This window comes from Robinsoniella sp. KNHs210 (assembly GCF_000686105.1).
Taxonomy (GTDB): Bacteria; Bacillota; Clostridia; order Lachnospirales; family Lachnospiraceae; genus Robinsoniella; species Robinsoniella peoriensis.
The window spans coordinates 104,166-122,729 of the sequence record NZ_JMLZ01000002.1 but is presented as its reverse complement, the minus strand read 5'-3'; the positions used below and the strand labels follow the sequence as shown (position 1 = coordinate 122,729).

The window sequence follows — 18,564 nt, the reverse complement described above, 5'->3', positions numbered from 1 at the left end:
TTCTATTTGTTTATTCGTTTTTTGGATATTAGTTCTGGCTTCGTTTTTGTTTATTCGTTTTTGGCTATCAGTTCTGGCTATTAGTTCTGACTATTCGTCCTGGCTATTCGTCCTGGCTATTCGTCCTGGCTATTCGTTTTAGTTTATTAATTGTGTTTGTATTTTTTAGTTCATAAATTATTTTTTACTTTCCGTAATCTGTCTGACTTTATCGTACACTTCCTGTGCCTCCACACCAATATGAAACTCCCCGTCCTCATACAGCACTTTCCCATTTACCATAGTCAGCTTAATATTTTGTTTGCTTCCGCTGTATACAATATTCTTTGTTATATTATTTATAGGCTGCATATTGGGCTGGTTCAAATCAATCAGGATCAGATCCGCCAGTTTTCCTTCTTCTAAGGTATCACAATCTTTTAATCCCATTGCCTTTGCGCCGCCAACGGTCGCTGCATAGAGTACCTGATTGGCATCTACTACGGACGCATCATTTTCCCTGAGTTTGGCTAATCCGGTAGTTAGGAACATCTCACGGAACATATCCAGACAGTTATTGCTTGCCGGGCCATCTGTGCCTATCGCCAGATTGATTCCCAGATCCAGGATTCTTTTAATGGGGGCTGTTCCGCTTGCCAGTTTAGCATTGGAGCCGGGGTTGGTTATGACTGACATTCCATGTTCCTGAAAGATTTGTAAATCTTCTTCCGTCATATGCACACAGTGGTACCCTCCCCCTCCATATCGGAACATCCCAAACTGATTAAGATAAGCAGTAGGCGTCATATGATTGCGTTCCATGCATCCCTCAACTTCAGAAAGACTCTCGGAATTATGGGTATAAACGGGAGCCTGATATTTCCCGGCCAGATCTGCCACTCCTTCTAACAATTCTCTGGACGTGGTATATTCTGCATGAAATCCAATTTGAAAACTGATTAATTCATGATAACGATTGTATTTCCGATACCACTCATCCATCAGCTCCACCGACTGGGTAAAGTCGTTTAATCCACTGGTCATGACGGTTCGAAAGCCACAGTCCACAGATGCCTGCGCTATAGTATCCGGAGTAAGGTACATATCAAAATTAGCAGTTATTCCGCTTGTCAGATATTCCATAATGGCAAGCTTGGATAGGTGGTATATATCATCTGCATTTAATTTCGCCTCCATAGGGAAGACCTGCTGATGCAGCCAGTCAAGCAGCGGCATATCATCTGCAAAAGAGCGCAGAAAGGTCATCCCGGAGTGGGTATGTGCATTCTTAAATCCCGGCATCAGTAAATTGTCCATGCAGTTGATTTCCCTGTCCCAGTTTTCCCTGTTCTCTTTTTCCTCTCCCACATATGAAATCAAACTGCCTTTAACATGTACTTCCCCACGTTCAATTTCAAATCCATTTGCCAGTGTTAAAATTCTTGCATTATATAAACGTATATTCATGTGTCGCTTCCCCCATTTCATCATTTCTTAAATTCATCTGCTATTTTATTCATTTAAATTAATAACGTTAAATTACCGTTTCCCTTTATCATATATTTCGCCCAAAGCCCGTGGCGCATGGTTATGCCTGGAGAAGAACACCAGCAGCAGCAGCGTAAGGACATAAGGCAGAATCATCACCAGATCAGAATAAGTACCCGGCATATTCAAAACCCTGACCAATTGATAGCCTCCTGATCTGGCAAAGCCAAAAAGCAGACAGGCTCCTAAGGTGGGAATGATTCTCCAGTTTCCGAATATCATTGCCGCTATAGAAAGGTATCCGTATCCGGCATAAATTCCCGATGAAAAATTAGCAGATATGGAATATGCAAAACTGATTCCAGCCACCGCAGAAAGGGCTCCCGATATGCCGACCGCCAGAAAACGCACCTTTTCAACATCAACTCCGGCAGCGTCAACTGCATGTGGATTATCTCCACACGCCCTCAGATGCATACCAAAACCTGTTTTATATAGAATATACCATGCCAAAACCATAATTGCCAGTATAATAATCTCAAACGGATATATATCCTGAAACACTGCTCCAATTATCGGAATCTCTGATAATAGCGGTATGCTAAAACGGCTGGATACCCCAAGTACGAATTTATCGGAGGGGCTGGAGAAAATACTGCTGTTTATCTGTTTCGTCATAAAAGATGTCAGCGCCATGGCAAGTATATTCATTACCACTCCGCTGATTACCTGATTGGCACGGAAACGAATACACAAAACCGCATGAAGCATGGAATACACAATACCTCCGGCAACAGCACATGCCAATGCAATATAAAAAGTTATCTGTGACTCAGCCCCAAAATAAGACATGGCAAATACAGCCGCCAAAGCTCCTGAAAATGCCCCAAAACCTTGCAAGCCCTCCAATGCCAGATTGGTTATTCCGCTTTTTTCACTGTAAATCCCTCCAATTGCCATGACAAACAGGGGCAGTGCAAATGACAGTCCATCTATAATTATCCCTTCCATCACTTTCCTCCCATTTTGCTTAGCCGGTGTGAGAAATAAGCATTACATGCAGAAATCAGCAGAATCAGCCCTGTGATTACAGATGCAATTTCAGCCTCTACACCAGATGCCGAACTCATATAAGTACTTCCTTTGCTGATTATGGAGATGAGAAAGGAAGAGAAAAAAATACCTATCGATTGATTTCCACCGAGCAATGCTACAGCAATACCGTCAAATCCTGCAGATGGCAAAGTCCTTGGACCAATAGAGCCAAAATACCCCAGATAATACGTGACGCCCGCCAAACCCGCCAGCCCCCCGGAAATAACCATTGCAAGCACCATGTTTTTTCCAACATTCATTCCGGCATATTTGGCTGCGGTGCGACTGGCACCAACTGCTTTTATTTCGAATCCGGTTGTCGTCTTCTGAAAGAAAAAGCGCATCCATACCACGGCGGCAACTGCAAGTATAATGCCAAGCGGTATGTCAATCCTGATATTTCCTGCAGTAACATCCATCAATGTCAGCCTCGCCGCTTTGCTGACCGGATTAGACTGACGGGATACCGGATTGATATAAAATGTATTAATAAAGAAACTGATCACATACTGGGCAATATAATTGATCATGATAGTGGATACTACTTCATTTATACCAAAACGATATTTAAGACTCCCTACCATCCCTCCTATAAGAGCACCTGTTATGATGCCTATTACAATCACAAGGGGTTTGGCTGCAACTGCAGGCAGATCGCCATATCCTACCAGAACAGTGGCGAGATAGCCGGATACCAGCATCTGCCCTGAAACTCCAATATTAAAAAGACCAGCTTTTAAGGCTGCGGCAACTGCCAATGCCGAAAACAGCAGAGGGGTCCATGCATTCAAAAAGCTGGTAAAATCCGTCAGCATATTCTTGGAACCTGCATAGCTTTCTTTTGGGAGTATACCGCATCCCTTTAACAGATCTCCATAAACCATCACTGGATTTTTCTTTAAGATCAGCAGTACAACTGCACATACAAGGAAGCTGACAGCGATGGAAACTATCGGGATTACAGCTGTCCCTAACTTATCCTTTTCCCTTAAGGGAACGATCTGTTTCTTCATTTTGCCTGCCTCCCTTCACTCCCATCATAAACTGCCCCACTTCTTCTGAGGTCAAATGGTCTGCTGCCGCAATCCGGTTCAGCGATCCATTATAGATAACCCCTATGGTATCCGCCAGGTTCATTACTTCTTCCAGTTCCAGAGAAATAAGCAATATGGCTTTTCCATTATCCCGCTCTTTAAGAATCAGGCTGTGAATTCGTTCAATTGCACCGATATCCAGCCCTCTGGTAGGTTGTACGAATATCAGCAGTGATGCATCTCTCTGGGTTTCCCTGGCAATAATCGCCTTCTGCTGGTTTCCTCCGCTCATAGAACGGACTTTAGTCACGCTTCCTCTGCTGCACCGGATGTCATATTTTTCAATCAGGTGCTTTGCATGGCTGCGTATCGATAACTGCTGCAATACCCCTCTTTTTGAAAATGGCTCTTTGAAATAGGATTTTAAAACAAGATTATCTTCTAAGGAAAAGTCCATTACCAGACCATAATTCTGCCGGTCTTCCGGTATATAAGAAATTCCGGAAAGAACCCTGGATCTGATCGAAGATCTTGTAATATCTTCTCCACTCAGTAAAACAGAGCCATGATGCACCCGGATCAGTCCCGCTATGGCATCTGCTATTTCGATCTGCCCATTACCGGAAACGCCTGCAATGGCAAAAATTTCGCCCTGGCGTATTTGAAAGGATACGTCTTTTACTACCTCAAAACCAGACTCATTCTTTACGGTAAGATGTTCAATCTCCAATACACATTTCTTAAAATCGGCGGGTTTTTTAGGTGGCGTAAAATCTACCTCTCTGCCTACCATAAGTCTTGCCATCTCACTGGTGCTGACTTTTGAAACGTCAAAGATACCGGTTAGCTTTCCCCTGCATAAAACAGCACACCGGTCTGCCACCTGTTTTATCTCTTCCAGTTTGTGCGTAATGAGTATAATTGTTTTTCCGTCTTCACGCAGCCCCATTAATATTTTCATTAAAAATTGAATCTCCTGGGGGGTTAATACTGCCGTAGGCTCATCAAAGATCAGGATTTCTGCCTCACGGTAAAGCATCTTTAATATTTCCACCCGCTGCCGCACCGATACGTCAGCCGTTTCAATGATTTGCTCCGGATTAACTTTCAGTCCGTATTTTTCTGAAATTCCGGCAATTTTTCCACTGGCGTCCTTCTTATTTACCACCGGAATAAATCCCAGAAGATATTTTCTGGGTTCTATTCCCAGAATTATATTTTCAGTTATTGTATAATCACTTACCAGTTTAAAGTGCTGGTGTACCATCCCGATATTCAGACGGGAAGCAAAGCTGGGGGAAGATATTACGACTCTCTTTCCCCTGACATATATTTCCCCCTCGTCGGGTTCATACATTCCAAACAACATGCTCATAAGCGTTGATTTTCCTGCTCCATTCTCACCTAAAAGGGCAAGAATCTCGCCCTTTTTAATCCCGAGGGTCACATGATCATTCGCTGTAATTCCCGGGAACTGCTTTGTTATATTTTTCATCTCAACGATGTATTCTGATTCCATATTCGTTATTTCAACCCTGGAAAGTCATCCGGTGTAATATTATTAAAATTTGCTGCAGGAACGACTTCTCCACTTTGAATTAATGCATAAGCTTCATTCAATTTTGCAATCGAATCCTCAGACAGCTGGTTCCTTCCTTCTTCTTTCACATATCCTGTTGAATCTGTATCCGCTTTCAGTAGTATATTTCCACCGGTAAAGTCTCCAGCTGCAATCTTTTCCAGCTGTTTTTCAACATTTTTGCCCATCACTTTTACCGCAGATGTAAGCACGATATTTTCACTGCCCTTAGTGCCAAAATCATACTGGTCTGTATCGCAACCAATTACTTTTACATCCTCTGCCTCTTTTGCAGCAGTGAATACTCCTGTTCCAGAGTCTCCGGCAACAACAAACAGGATATCACAGCCTTCTTTGATCAATGCACTGCCAATAACTTTTCCGGTAGCCTGATCCGCGAAGCTTCCGATATAATTTCCGCCCACATCCTTATTGGTTACATCCGTTCCGGAATATGAAGGAAGCGCTATCAGTTCAACGCCTGTGCTATATTTCTGATTGGCATAGTTTATACCGGATTCAAATCCGTACTGGTAATTGACATTAGACGGATAGGCTATTCCACCAACAAAAGCTGCCTTTTTCGTCTTTGATTCCAAAGCTGCTGCCATTCCCGCCATAAATCCGCTTTCCTGCTCAGCAAATGTCATAGCACAGATATTTGGAAGATCTGCTTCGCTGCCATCCTCATATGCAGGGTTGGAATCTACAAGAATAAATTTTACTTTCGGATTGTCTTCTGCCGTAGCTGCAATCTGCGAAAATTGAAAGCCGCAGCAGACCACTACATCATAGTCCGCAGCGATATCCGCTACTGCGGTAACTGCAGCAGCGCTGTCACCGGAAGACTCCTGGACCGGCTTTACCGATGAATCCGGATATTTCTCAATAAAAGACTGAATTCCGCTGTAAATATTTTGGTTAAATGTTCCGTCATCTACACCTGACCCGCTAGTAACAATTGCTATTTTCAGCGCTGTGTTTTCTGATGACTCATTTGCAGCCGATTCTTTCGCAGCTGATTCTTTCCCAGCTGATTCTTTTACAGCTGATTCTTTTGTTTCCGCCTGTTTTGTGCTCCCAGTATTATCTTTACTGCTTCCACATCCGGCAGCCCCGCTTCCTAATATACAAATACAAAGAAATATTGATAGTAATTTTTTCAAAGTACTCCTCCTAACCAGAATCTGCAGTATCCTTATATCTGATGCTGCTCTTTTGGTTTTAGTGTTCCTCACTATCTGATTTCTTATACCTGAAAATCTCCCGCTTTCCTATCCGAATGATAGCTATAAAATTTGTAATTTTGCTTGATGAAGAAGTTATCATCGGTCTGATTGGTGTATCCAGTCTATCTGAACTCGGAAGGTGTGACCCCATATCGTTTTTTGAATATTTTGAGAAAACTACAGTAATTGTCATATCCTGACATCTTGGTAATTTCAGATACGGGATAAGTGGTATTCTTCAGTAATTCGACAGCGCTTTGTAAACGGATATTTGTAAGATATGCTTTTGGGGTTATACCCGTTTGCGCGAGAAACAAACGCCCCAGGTGACGGCGGTCAATATTCAGCAGACGAGATAATTTATCTATGGTGATATCTTCTGCATAGTTATTACAGATATAATTAATTGCCTGTTCTACATATTCGTTTTCAGACTTTTTATCATACAGCAGAGTATGAAGTTCATAAATCTTGGATAATAGAAAGAACTCCAGGCTGATATTTTGAAGTCTGACATGACGGATTTCTGAAAATAGATATTCTATATGCGGTGCATGGGCAACACACCGGTTGTTTTGAAAGACAGTGCATGAGAGAAATTCATCAGCACGCGTTCCTGTGAAGCCAAGCCAGACATAACACCATGGATCATGATTGTCTGCATAATACTTACACAACTCCGAAGGGCGTATCAGGAAGAGGCTTCCCTGGGTCAGGGAATAATATTCTCCATTTCTTATAAAATATCCTTTTCCGCTTTGGACATAATGAATAATGTAGTAATTTCGAATCTGTGGTCCGTAGAAATGATTTGGTACACATTTTTCATATCCGGCGGAAATCGGATTCATTTCTGCCAGATGACGGTTGGTTACCATCAATTCGTTCGTCTGTTCTGTAGAATCGGTTAGAGTGCGGTCATGAAAACAACTGTTCTCGTATGTGTATAAAGATGTATGTGCTACCTCGTAATGTGACTGTCTCATTAGTTTATTCTTTACCTCCATAAAAAATAATAAAATCAGCAGCTTAATTAATTTGAGTTGCTTAAAAACCGTGTAAATACAGAGCTATATGTTATGAATAAAAGTATATCACATAATCAGCAAAAAATGTCCCAAAAGTGAATATTTCATGCACTTTATTCAATTGAAAAAAAAAGAGTATATGATACTATTAAAGAGTAGATAAAAATGGTAAAAAGAAAAACATAAATTTGCTAAAAGGAAGGTTGTGTGATGAATATACAGCATTTATATGAGAGATATGAAAAATTCTGGAATTGCAGTAATAACACCCCTATATTATTACTCAGTGGAATCAAAGATTATATTCCCCCGTGCGGGCATACTCCAAACAGTATGATGGAACGCTGGATGGATATTGACTACTTGATTGAAAGGGAACGACTGCGTTTAGCACATTCCTTTCATCTGGGAGATGCGTTTCCGTTGGTGAATCCGAATCTGGGTCCGGATATCTTCGGGGCTTCATTAGGAGCAGATATTATTTTTGAAGAGAGTACCAGTTACAGTGTTCCTTTTGTACAGGATTGGACAGAGGATTTTTCCTTTCATGAGGGAAATAACTGGTGGCAGAAAATTAAGGAAATTACTAAGGCTTTTGTGGAGGATAGTAGAGGAGAGTACTTTGTAGGCATAACAGACCTGCATCCTGGGGCAGATGGTCTGGCTTCTATTCGGGGATCACAGAATTTGTGCTTTGATGTGATTGATCAGCCAGAAGTGTTTAAAAATGCCAGGAAGATTTTACTACCCGCCTTTCAACAGCAGTTTGAGGAATTGTGCAGGATTACTCAGAAATATCAGAAGGGAATTTCCAACTGGATGGGACTATTTAAGCAGGATCCCTGGTATGTAACTTCTTCTGACTTCATCTGTATGGTGTCCAACGAGGATTTTCAGGAACTGATTTTTCCCGAAATAGTCGAAGAAATCAGATATCTGAAAGGAAATACAATCTTCCATCTGGATGGTCCTGGCGCACTGAAGCATCTTGATACCCTATTGGAAATTCCTGAACTGGCTGGAATTCAATGGGTATATGGAGCAGGTCAGCCCTCCGCAAAACATTGGATCGATGTTTTAAAGAAGATTCAGAAAAAGGGTAAAACGATTAATATAGGTCTGCAAAGAGATGATATTGAAACCATATTTTCGGAATTGCATCCACAGGGACTTTCCTGCTATTTTGATTTCAAATATACGGAAAAGGAAGCTATCGAGATCCTGGAACTTGCAAATGGGGCATTCAGGGCGTGACCGAGAGATTATCTAATTCATAAGGAGGAAAATAATATGAAAAGAAAGAAATTAGTTGCACTTGGTTTGGCTGCTGTTATGGCAGCGGGGGCGCTGACTGGATGTGGAGGGGCTTCGACCGATAAGAAAAAAGCGGTAGCGGAAGGAACAACTGACAGCGGGGAGAAGCAGGAAGCAGTAAACATTAAAATTCATACTATAATTTCGGATCAGCAAGATGGAGAAGCAGTGATGGATGCCTTAAATGAATACACCCGGGAGAAGATTGGCGTAACTGTGGATTATGTATTTCATGGGGGGGCTTATGCAGATAAAATTCAGACGATTATTGCATCCGGTGAAGAATATGATGCTTGTTTTACGTCGAACTGGCTGAATCCCTATAATACAAATGTTGCAAAAGGCGCTTTTTTGAATATCCAGGATCTGCTTCCTGAGGCAGCCCCACAACTTTATAAATTAATTCCGGATTATATGTGGGAAGGAGTCACTGTAGATAGTGGGATATATGCAATTCCCAATCAGCAGATAGTTGCAAGACAGATGTTCACTTGTCTGTCAAAAGAGTTTGCAGATTTTGCAGAAAGTAAGGGCATAAAGACGGCGGATATCAAAGATCTGAAGACGGCAGAGAACTATGCCCAGGTAATATATGATGAATATGGTGCAAAGTTAGGGGGTATAGATTTTACTCAGAGTTCATCATATTGTGGATATGAATGTATCAGTGATTATTTGTCGGCGGGAGTAATCAAAATGGATGATAAGACAGCCAGGGTAGTCAATTTTTATGAAACAGATGAGTGGATGGATTTACTGAAGGAACTGGAAAAGCTGAATGCAATGGGATTGCTGGATGGTGAGTGCGGATATATGCCGGAATACGCAGAAAGTCAATCTCGGGCAAACAAGATTTCCCTGCAGTATGGTGGTACCTATAAGCCAGGGGTAGAAGCAGAGGAAGAGGCACGCAGAGGAATGAAGTTTGTAACAGCGTCAACAATGGATGTACCTCCTTATATCTCTACTAATAGCATTACTGCTACGATGTATGGAATATCCGTCACCTCCAAACATCCGGAAGAAACACTAAAATATTTGCAGTTAATTAATACAGACCCTTATGCAATAAATTTACTGGCATATGGAATAGAAGGTAAACACTATGAAAAAATAGATGATCATTTTATTCGGACTATTCCGGACAGTGGATATTCTCATGGACAATCCTGGGGACTCGGAAATGTATTTAATACCTATGCTTTGGATGGACAACCTGAAGATGTGTGGGCGCAGACAAAGGCAATGAATGACAGCGCTGTAGTTTCACCGATTCTGGGATTTTCCTTTAACTCAGAACCGGTAAAGTCAGAGATAACAAATGTGGCTAAAGTAGTAAAACAATATGAAAGCCTGGTAGGCGGAGAACTTCCGGTTGAAGAGACGAACGAAGAATTTTTAAAAAAATTAGATGTGGCTGGAATTGATACTATTATTGCTGAGATGCAGAAACAGGTAGATGCTTTTTTAGCTAAAAGAGGTTAAATTCTTAATTCTTACCTGAACCTTGCTTAAAAAAACGTTGCTATGCGTAAAAATAGAAATAGCCAAAAGAAAACAGAAAGAAAAACATCCCCACAAGGAAATGCAATGCCTTTAAAACATTGACTCCTGTGGGGATGCTCTTATTTGGGATTGGAATGGTAAAATTAAGCATTAGCCGACAGCCCTCTGTAGTGCTATCCCATGCGTTTTATTGCATCTGTCACAAGTTGTTTGAACAACGGTGCCACACGGTCTGCTGTCTCCTGAACTTCACTATGGCTTAGCGGCATCTCCGTCATTCCGCATCCCAGATTGGAAATACAGGATATGCCACAGATCTTCATTCCCATATGGTTGGCCGCAATTGCTTCGCAGGCCGTGCTCATGCCTACGGCATCGGCTCCTAGAATACGGCACATTTTAACTTCCTGGGGAGATTCGAAATTCGGTCCGGATAATTGGATATATACACCTTCTTTTAAATCAATTCCCAGGTCTTTTGCGGTATTACGAAGGATATCCTGAAGTTCCCGATCATAGATCTGGCTCATGTCACAGAATCTCGGGCCCAGTTCATCTATGTTCGGTCCAATCAGCGGAGATGGCACAAAATCGGATATCTGATCTGTTATCATCATAAAGTCACCGGCTTTAAAATCATAATTTACGCCGCCTGCCGCATTTGTTAAAAACAGAATCTCTGCCCCCATCATCTTCATCAGTCTCGCCGGAAGCACCACATCTGTCATGGGGTAACCCTCATAATAGTGGACTCTGCCCTGCATGGCAACAACCGGTACTTCTCCCACATATCCAAAAATAAACCTGCCCTCGTGCCCCTGCACCGTTGATACCGGAAATCCTTCAATATCATGGTAATCCAGAACTGCTTCCACCTGGATTTCATCTCCATAGCCTCCCAGTCCCGAACCAAGAACCAATGCTGCCTTGGGCATAAAATTAATTTTCTGTCGAAAACTTTCGTAACACTTTAATAATTTTTCATATACTGGATTCATATTATTTCCTCCTTATTTATTTTTCAGTTGATTATGTTAATTACTTTCTTCTTTAACTATAATAAGATTTCTTATTATAAATGTCAATTATTGCGTATATTAAATCACTATATTAACGTATATATTATATCTTACCATTCTTCAAGCTAACATACTTCTAAAAATATTCATAAATTTTTGCTACTTTTACACTTTAAATTAAAATCTCGGAATACTATGCACAACAACTGGGTTGTTTTGGCTAATGAGGATACGGTTTACTTCCGCTTTATGCGGATAACACAGATAGTCGTTGAAAATGTCAGGAATGCCCTATTTCGAAATGAACGCTTATTTTTTCTATCATTTATCATCTGTTTCAATTGTTCTGCTGTTACATGCCTTTCCTTGGTATTCATATAATAAATACTCATAAAAAACAGGTTTTAGTATGGAACATTGCTTTACCACCCACGCTTGCCCTCCACTGAAATCCCACTTATAAAAAGGGGATGATTCTGTAATTATTTTCTTTTCTATTGTTTTATTTTTTTCAGTCCATTTGCATAGCTTCTACCTGGTCTTCCTTCATAAATAGATTGAATTAACCCCTGTGTGGATATCAAGGAACTATTAGCCTGATATCCTCTATTTCTAATATACCCATTCTGTCCAATATAAAATCTAACATTTGAGCATCATCACTGGGAAAAAGTCCAATCCTAAACTGCGACTCTCTTTTCCTGATTCCTGGGATTTATTTTTTAATCTCCAATACTTTTTCTTTTATTACATCCTTTAATTCCTCGACCTGGTCTATGTCTTCTATTTCTTTTTGCACTATGGAACATATGTATGAAACCTACTCTTCTTTTTTCTTTCCTGTAATATCTTCTGGAAGATTATCCTCTCCGTTTTCTATCTCTCTCGCTCCCCCTGTTTCCTGTCCACCTTCAGTATTTGATTCTATTTCTATCATCGATTCATTGATTTCATCCTTTAATTTGTTATGCACATCTTCACTGGCAGCCTCTTCTTTCTCTATCACCTCTGTATTATCCTCTATTTTTGCTTGAGAATCATTCCCATCTTTTTAAATATGCAGCTATGAAAAGCCAAAAGAAACTTTCCATAACATCTCTGAATTAATAATTATTATAACCGAAATAGTAATAAATTTATATTACTGTACTGAAATGCACTTTTTTGCTATATTTATTTTTAAATTTTATTAAAACTCATATAAGCTAATTCAAAAACAACTTTTGCAAATATATAAATTTCAAATCGTCATCCCCTCGACTACTGCACCACGCAGTTTAAAATCAGACATTTATACACAAAAAAGCAGCCTGGTAAATTTCCAATCTGCTTTTTTGTCACATACACTCTTTGATTCTCTACATAACCTCAATCTAAAACGGCAAATACTTCCACCCAATTTTATACTCACTCTTCTTCCAGGAAAATAAACTGTCATACTCATCTTCTGTCAACACATTTTTAAGCTCTTCTTTTTCATCTTCCGGTACTACCGCATGTATCGAATCAATAAAGCACAGGTTTGGATACAGTACGCACCACCAGTTCTTTCCTTTGGCTTCTCCTATCTGTATGCGGAGTGCTTCATAATCACCGGCAGGAAACGTAATGTCACCATATGATTTAATGGGAAAATAGCACCAGGTAAGGCTGGCTTTAGCAGGATATGCATAGCCTTCCCTATTTATGATTTCAACTGCTTTTTTTTGTATTTTATCCATGTTATCTTTGATGCAGGCTCTTGTGGCATCAATTGAATGTGCGTCCTTTAAAAGGGTTTCCATATATGCTACCACTTCATTCTTTACCTTCATTTTTAGTGCCTGATCCTCATCGCTGTCGCTGTTTGCAATAACATGAAAACGTATTATTTGATCTGCAATTCCCTTTTGCAGTGATGTTTCCTGAGTCATTCTGCCTGCCAGAAACATGCAGATCAAAATCCCGCTTACAATTCCCATACCGCCAATTACAAGATACCATTTTTGATAAAATCGATTTATTATACTCATATTCCTATGTACCCTCCTGTTTTTACTTTGTTGTACCAAACTGTTTGTTAGTACAATTTAAGTATTCACAGGATTTAGGGTTTTAAACAAGGTTATCCACATTATTTTTGAGTTATACAATCTTAATTCCATAGATTTTGTATCTGCAATCTATTAGGTACAGGGGCATTGTTCGAAGAACCAGCATTATGGACTGCTGATAAAAACAACTTCTCCGTCTGCTACCGGTTTGTCTTTCTTCAGATGAATCTGGGGAATTTTCACTTCTTCTTCATTATTATGCCAAAAATTAAGAAGATCCCCTAGTGTCGTTCCTACTCCCTTTTTGTCCGGATTATTTTTTATCAGATCCTGCAGATAGGTTCCCAGTGAATCTATAGAAGAAGCTGTCTTGGTAACCAGGCTTTCTTCTCCTTCATCGTCATATACAAAGACGGAAATGCTCCTGGCAAATGAGGTATGACTTTCAAAATATGTCAGCATTTCTTTTCTGGTATTTGCATCTTCCAGCATTTCCGGGCCCAGGATAATTGCCTTTGTGTGACCGGAATCAATATATTTATCTACATAAGCTGCATAAGCTTTTGCTGCCTCCTCTATGGTCTTCCCCACAGCGCTTTCTTCTTTCGTATCCTTTTCTTCCTGTTCTGATTCCTCTTCCCCGCCCTTTTTCTGTCCCGTCTCTTCTCCCATATTTGGAAGGGCATATTCGATCCGATATCCTTCTTCTTCTTTGTGAACTTCAACTGCTAAAGGAAAATAGCGGTCTTCCAGCTCTCGTTTGGTACAACCTGACAGGCAGAGCATGATTGCCATTAAAACTACTGTCATAAACCATTTTTTCACTTGCTACGCCTCCTCTTTTCCCATTCCAGTATCGCAAAGATGACTGTAAATACCGCCATAATCGGTATCAGAAGATAACAGTTTACGGTTAAAAAAAGTTTTTGGGCTATCTCAACATTTTTGCACCAGAGAACACCTGCGATACTAAGTATCAGCATTAAAAGGTGATAGTGCTTTTCTTCCGGCTGCTTAAACATCTCCTTAAAGATCAGATTTAAATAGAATATTCCCGTACTGGCTGCTACAAAAAAGCTCATAAGAAGAAGTGCCAAAAACAAAATATCGAACCGCTGCAGAAAACCTCCTGGTATATCTACATTACTCATCAAAGTAACAACAGGCCATCTTAACGCTTTCATTCCCTGGTCTCCAAAAGAACCAATCCCAATAAGGATTGCCGCACCAATACCAATTGCAGTTATCATCAGCCCTTTTAATGTAGTTCTCAGACGCATCCCACTTTTTTGTATAAACGGTGCTTCAAATAAAATGAGGCTCACGCCACCAAATGCAGTAAATACCTGGAAGCTCTGCTTCATCGTTACTGCATTAAAGTTGGCACTTTCATAAGTAAAATACTCACTTTGAACACCGAAGGACGCTATTACCAGAAGTATCAGAAGCGGAATAAGCACAAAAGGATAAAGTACTTCTGCAATACGACCTCTTCTCTCTTTTGGATCCATAGAGGCATAAAATCCTCCCAGAAGCATAAGAATACATGGAATATTTTCGGACAATTCCGGAAGCATATACTGCCTGGTTACTGCTCCGAATACCCGGGTGATGTAAAGCAGATTGACAAACATATAACTCCAGTAGACCAGACACAGCGCAAATGCAGAAGCCCTTCCCAGACGGAGTTCTACGTAACCTCCAAAACTCCTGGTAATATATCGGCTTAAATAGCAGACAATACAGGTATATACTGCCGTAATCCCAACTCCCAGAATCAGGCTCAATATTAAATCTTTTCCGCTTGACTGCACAATAAACCGGGGCAGCAATAAGCTTATTTTACCAATCCAGTCCATGACTAAAAGCCTTTTCAATTGTCGTACCGAAATTTTCTGGTTATTGGAAAACATGAGCATTTCCTTTCTTTATCACTTTATTTTTAACCGGGTTCTGGATTGTCTTCTGGCAAAAACAGGACGGCTTTTCAGTCTGTCTAACGGGGCCCGTACCAGCGCATCCTTCTTATCCATTCCCTGGTTGATATCAGCTGCCACAAATGGCATCAGATAAGGTATATTATAACTTTTCAGCGCACTCAGATGGGTCAGCAGGACAAACCAGCCCAAAACCAGACCGAGGATTCCAAAAAAAGCGCTTCCGAGAATCATGGCATATTTAATCAGACGCAGTGCTTCTGACAGTTCTTCATTCGGTATGGAAAAAGAGCTGAGCGCCGTCAAAGCAACAATCACAACTACGATGGGGCTGACCAGATTGGCACTGACCGCTGCCTGTCCGATAATTAAGCCGCCTACGATACCAATTGTATTTCCAATGGGCCCCGGCATCCGTACCCCTGCCTCCCTAAGAAGCTCAAAGGATAATTCCAGCAAAAGCACCTCAATCACACTTGGAAACGGTACCCCCTGCCTTGCTTCAGCCAAAGAGAGTATCAGGTTTGTCGGAAGAATCTGCGTGTGGTAATTCGTAACTGCCACATACAGCCCAGGCAGGGAAACTGCCAGAAATGCCGCAACAAAACGAATAATTCTTAAAAATGATACAATTCCAAAATGGCGGTAGTAGTCATCGCTTGTCTGGAAAAAACTGTTTATGGTTGTAGGCAGAATCAATGCCTCCGGAGAATTGTCACTTAATAATACGACTCTTCCATCCAATACTGCCATCGCAGCTTTATCAGGCCGTTCTGTTGTCTGATACTGGGGAAACGGCGAATACCAGGTATCCTCTGTCAGCTGTTCTATTACCCCGCTGTCCATGATTCCGTCAATTTCAAAAGAATCCAGCTTTTGTTCCATTGCCTCCAGCAAATCCGGATAGACCAGTCCTTCCATATAAATAATGGCGGTCATTGTATTTGATCGCTTTCCAATCGGACGCTCTTTAATCTTCATTGTTGTATCCCGGACACGTTTTCGTACCAGGGCTGCATTTAATTTAACAGATTCTGTAAATGCCTCTTTGGAACCTCTTAAAACTTTTTCAGACTCAGATTTGGATACACCCATTCCAGGATATCCTTTACTGCTTACTTTTAGTGCTTTATCATATCCGTCAATAAAGAAAATGGCATTTCCCGCCAGCATGGCTGCCATAGCTTCTTCCATGGTTGCAAGTTCTTTTGCATCGGTAATTCCAAGTCCGTCTTCATTTACCGTTCGGCGGATTTCATCCGGTGACATTTCCTGCATCTGAATTAACAAACGCCCGATCATGGATTCTTCCAGAAGCATATTGCTGACTGCCACCTCAATAAATACGGCAAGACAGTCTACCTTTGGCGGAAGCCCCAGGCGCATTGGACGAATGATGATATCATCACAATTTTCACACCAGGCTTTGATTTTCGTTTCATTATCCGATAAACGTGTGGAAACGTTATCACTCATTTTTCAGCCTCCTCTCCGGGCCTTTGTATAAAATACAGCGAGTTTTCATAGAAATAGCCATAAAATAAGCGCTGTCAGGCCACAAAAAAAGGATAAGAAGATTCTTATCCTTTTAGGTGTAGCATATGTAATTATTTACATTTTATTCTTTTTCGCGAAGACTATTAATAATTGATTCTTTTTGATTTTCAATATGGGTATGAATTGCATTTCCTGCTTTCTCTTTATCATGCTTTTTCAGAGCCCGGCGGATTGCATCATGTTCCTCCAGAAGATTCTTATGCATCGACCGGTCTTTCAGATATTCCATACGGTAACGGTACATCTGTTCCCGAAGATTGCTTAAGATCTGTAATAACCTGCGGTTGTTGGTTGCATCATAGATAATTTCATGAAAATGCATATCCGCTTTTACACAATCGATAATGTCTGAGCCATCTAAGGACCGTTTAAAATCATTTGCAGCTTTCTTAAGTTCTATGAGCTGCTCGTCCGTAATATGGTCACAAGCATCTTTGACCGCCAGTTCTTCTAGCGCACAACGTACTTCCAGTACGTCTTCCAGATCACGTATAGTAATCTGCGCAACTTCTGCACCTTTTCTTGGAATCATCAGAACCAGCCCTTCTAATTCCAGTTTACGTATCGCTTCTCTCACCGGAGTACGGCTTACTCCCAGTCGCTGTGCCAGCTGAATTTCCATCAGGCGTTCTCCCGGTTTTAATTCGCCTTTTAAAATTGCATTTCGCAGAGTATTAAAAACCACGTCCCGCAGTGGCAGATATTCATTCATATCTATGTGAAAATTTTCATTCATTTGTAGACCTCCATACCTATCCTGTTGTGTATCCATAACATTTCTTCTGTGGTTACATATTGTGGGTTATTTTACCGAATTATTAAAAATGCCTGTGAGGTAAACCTGCTTTGCAAGGTCCCCCTGATATAATACATCATAAGCTTTTTTGGCTGCTTTTTTGTCATCAAAGATTCCAAAAACAGTTGGTCCGCTTCCACTCATCATGGCATTTAATGCGCCATGTTCCAGCATTATATTTTTAATATCCGCAATAATCGGATATTCCGGAACGGTAACCGTTTCCAGAACATTTCCCATAAGTGCTGCCGCTTTCTTCAGATCGCCATTTTCCAGCGCCCGAATCTGTCCATCTATATCCGGGTGGTCGGTAATCTCTCCGGCATCCAGCGTTGTATAAACAAATTTCGTAGAAACATGTACGCCCGGCTTGGCAATTAGTATATGACATGCAGGCATTGGCGGCAGGATAGTGAGTTTTTCCCCAATTCCTTCCGCCAGTGCTGTCCCCCGCATGATACAATACGGTACATCTGCACCTATCTTCACCCCGCGTTCCATCAGTTCTTCCCTGGTAAGGCCGAGCTTGAACAAACGGTTCACTCCTACCATTACTGCCGCCGCATCAGAACTGCCGCCCGCCATTCCTGCCGCAACAGGAATAAATTTCTTCAAATTTATGGACAACCCTTTTTTGATTCCAAATTCATCCATCAGAAGTTTTGCTGCTTTATACACCAGATTATCTTCATTAACCGGCAGATAATATAGATTTGTCTTTACTTTAATTCCGGGTTTCTGCAGCTCATGGATCCGGATCTGGTCATACAGATGAATTGTCTGCATAATCATTCGTACTTCATGGTACCCATCTTCTCTTTTTCGTACCACATCAAGGCCCAAATTTATCTTTGCAAGAGCCTTTAATTTCATCTCTCTCATCGTGTACCCCCGTTGCACTTTGTATACAATCATCTTGATTAGCAATATTGTATCTCATTTCATACACAAAAGTCAATGGTAAATCACT

Annotated in this window: 16 protein-coding genes; 2 read left to right on the top strand and 14 right to left on the bottom strand. The window is 40.9% G+C overall.

What is annotated here, in order from left to right; all coding sequences use genetic code 11:
- Positions 1 to 177 precede the first annotated feature (177 nt).
- From CD03_RS0107445 to CD03_RS0107420, 6 genes are all read right to left on the bottom strand, one after another.
- A complete protein-coding gene (locus CD03_RS0107445) occupies positions 178 to 1,446 on the bottom strand; it encodes an amidohydrolase family protein (protein WP_027293104.1) in 1,269 nt (422 codons plus the stop codon).
- 72 nt (positions 1,447 to 1,518) lie between these two features.
- Positions 1,519 to 2,478, bottom strand: a complete 960-nt coding sequence (locus CD03_RS0107440; protein WP_027293103.1) for an ABC transporter permease — start codon at positions 2,476 to 2,478, stop codon at positions 1,519 to 1,521.
- Positions 2,478 to 3,575, bottom strand: coding sequence for an ABC transporter permease (locus CD03_RS32780; RefSeq protein WP_044289225.1), 1,098 nt, complete (start codon positions 3,573 to 3,575; stop codon positions 2,478 to 2,480). Before CD03_RS32780 ends, CD03_RS0107440 begins: the two co-directional genes overlap by 1 nt.
- The gene (locus CD03_RS32775) at positions 3,538 to 5,115 is read right to left on the bottom strand and encodes an ABC transporter ATP-binding protein (protein WP_044289224.1); all 1,578 of its coding nucleotides are present in this window, start codon (positions 5,113 to 5,115) and stop codon (positions 3,538 to 3,540) included. Before CD03_RS32775 ends, CD03_RS32780 begins: the two co-directional genes overlap by 38 nt.
- Positions 5,116 to 5,120: 5 nt before the next feature.
- Positions 5,121 to 6,341 (bottom strand): BMP family lipoprotein, encoded by a 1,221-nt coding sequence (locus CD03_RS0107425; protein WP_027293102.1) that lies wholly within the window; start codon positions 6,339 to 6,341, stop codon positions 5,121 to 5,123.
- A gap of 185 nt (positions 6,342 to 6,526) precedes the next feature.
- Positions 6,527 to 7,390: an AraC family transcriptional regulator gene (locus tag CD03_RS0107420; protein WP_027293101.1), complete on the bottom strand. Its 864-nt coding sequence runs from the start codon at positions 7,388 to 7,390 to the stop codon at positions 6,527 to 6,529.
- 252 nt (positions 7,391 to 7,642) lie between these two features.
- Here CD03_RS0107420 and CD03_RS0107415 point away from each other — a divergent pair, with 252 nt between their 5' ends.
- Positions 7,643 to 8,686 (top strand): hypothetical protein, encoded by a 1,044-nt coding sequence (locus tag CD03_RS0107415; RefSeq protein ID WP_044289223.1) that lies wholly within the window; start codon positions 7,643 to 7,645, stop codon positions 8,684 to 8,686.
- 36 nt (positions 8,687 to 8,722) lie between these two features.
- Entirely contained in the window at positions 8,723 to 10,231 is a 1,509-nt protein-coding gene (locus tag CD03_RS0107410) for an ABC transporter substrate-binding protein (protein ID WP_027293099.1), read from the top strand.
- Positions 10,232 to 10,425: 194 nt separating this feature from the next.
- Here CD03_RS0107410 and CD03_RS0107405 read toward each other — a convergent pair whose 3' ends face one another.
- The 8 genes from CD03_RS0107405 to ispE all read right to left on the bottom strand — a co-directional run bounded on the left by CD03_RS0107405 (position 10,426) and on the right by ispE (position 18,476).
- Complete coding sequence (locus tag CD03_RS0107405; RefSeq protein ID WP_027293098.1) at positions 10,426 to 11,250, bottom strand: purine-nucleoside phosphorylase; 825 nt, start codon at positions 11,248 to 11,250, stop codon at positions 10,426 to 10,428.
- An 841-nt stretch (positions 11,251 to 12,091) separates the two neighbouring features.
- On the bottom strand, positions 12,092 to 12,277 hold the full coding sequence (locus tag CD03_RS0107395; protein WP_027293097.1) for a hypothetical protein: 186 nt from the start codon (positions 12,275 to 12,277) through the stop codon (positions 12,092 to 12,094).
- Positions 12,278 to 12,644: 367 nt separating this feature from the next.
- The gene (spoIIR, locus tag CD03_RS32770) at positions 12,645 to 13,283 is read right to left on the bottom strand and encodes a stage II sporulation protein R (RefSeq protein WP_044289222.1); all 639 of its coding nucleotides are present in this window, start codon (positions 13,281 to 13,283) and stop codon (positions 12,645 to 12,647) included.
- Between the two features lie 186 nt (positions 13,284 to 13,469).
- A complete protein-coding gene (locus CD03_RS0107385) occupies positions 13,470 to 14,129 on the bottom strand; it encodes a Ger(x)C family spore germination protein (RefSeq protein ID WP_027293096.1) in 660 nt (219 codons plus the stop codon).
- Complete coding sequence (locus CD03_RS0107380; RefSeq protein WP_027293095.1) at positions 14,126 to 15,217, bottom strand: GerAB/ArcD/ProY family transporter; 1,092 nt, start codon at positions 15,215 to 15,217, stop codon at positions 14,126 to 14,128. The genes CD03_RS0107385 and CD03_RS0107380 overlap by 4 nt, the downstream gene beginning before the upstream one ends.
- A gap of 18 nt (positions 15,218 to 15,235) precedes the next feature.
- Positions 15,236 to 16,717 carry a spore germination protein gene (locus CD03_RS0107375; RefSeq protein WP_027293094.1) on the bottom strand — a complete coding sequence of 494 codons (1,482 nt, stop codon included), beginning with the start codon at positions 16,715 to 16,717 and terminating at the stop codon, positions 15,236 to 15,238.
- 142 nt (positions 16,718 to 16,859) lie between these two features.
- Positions 16,860 to 17,534, bottom strand: coding sequence for a GntR family transcriptional regulator (locus tag CD03_RS0107370; protein WP_027293093.1), 675 nt, complete (start codon positions 17,532 to 17,534; stop codon positions 16,860 to 16,862).
- Between the two features lie 66 nt (positions 17,535 to 17,600).
- Entirely contained in the window at positions 17,601 to 18,476 is an 876-nt protein-coding gene (gene ispE, locus CD03_RS0107365; RefSeq protein ID WP_027293092.1) for a 4-(cytidine 5'-diphospho)-2-C-methyl-D-erythritol kinase, read from the bottom strand.
- Between the last annotated feature and the right edge of the window lie 88 nt (positions 18,477 to 18,564).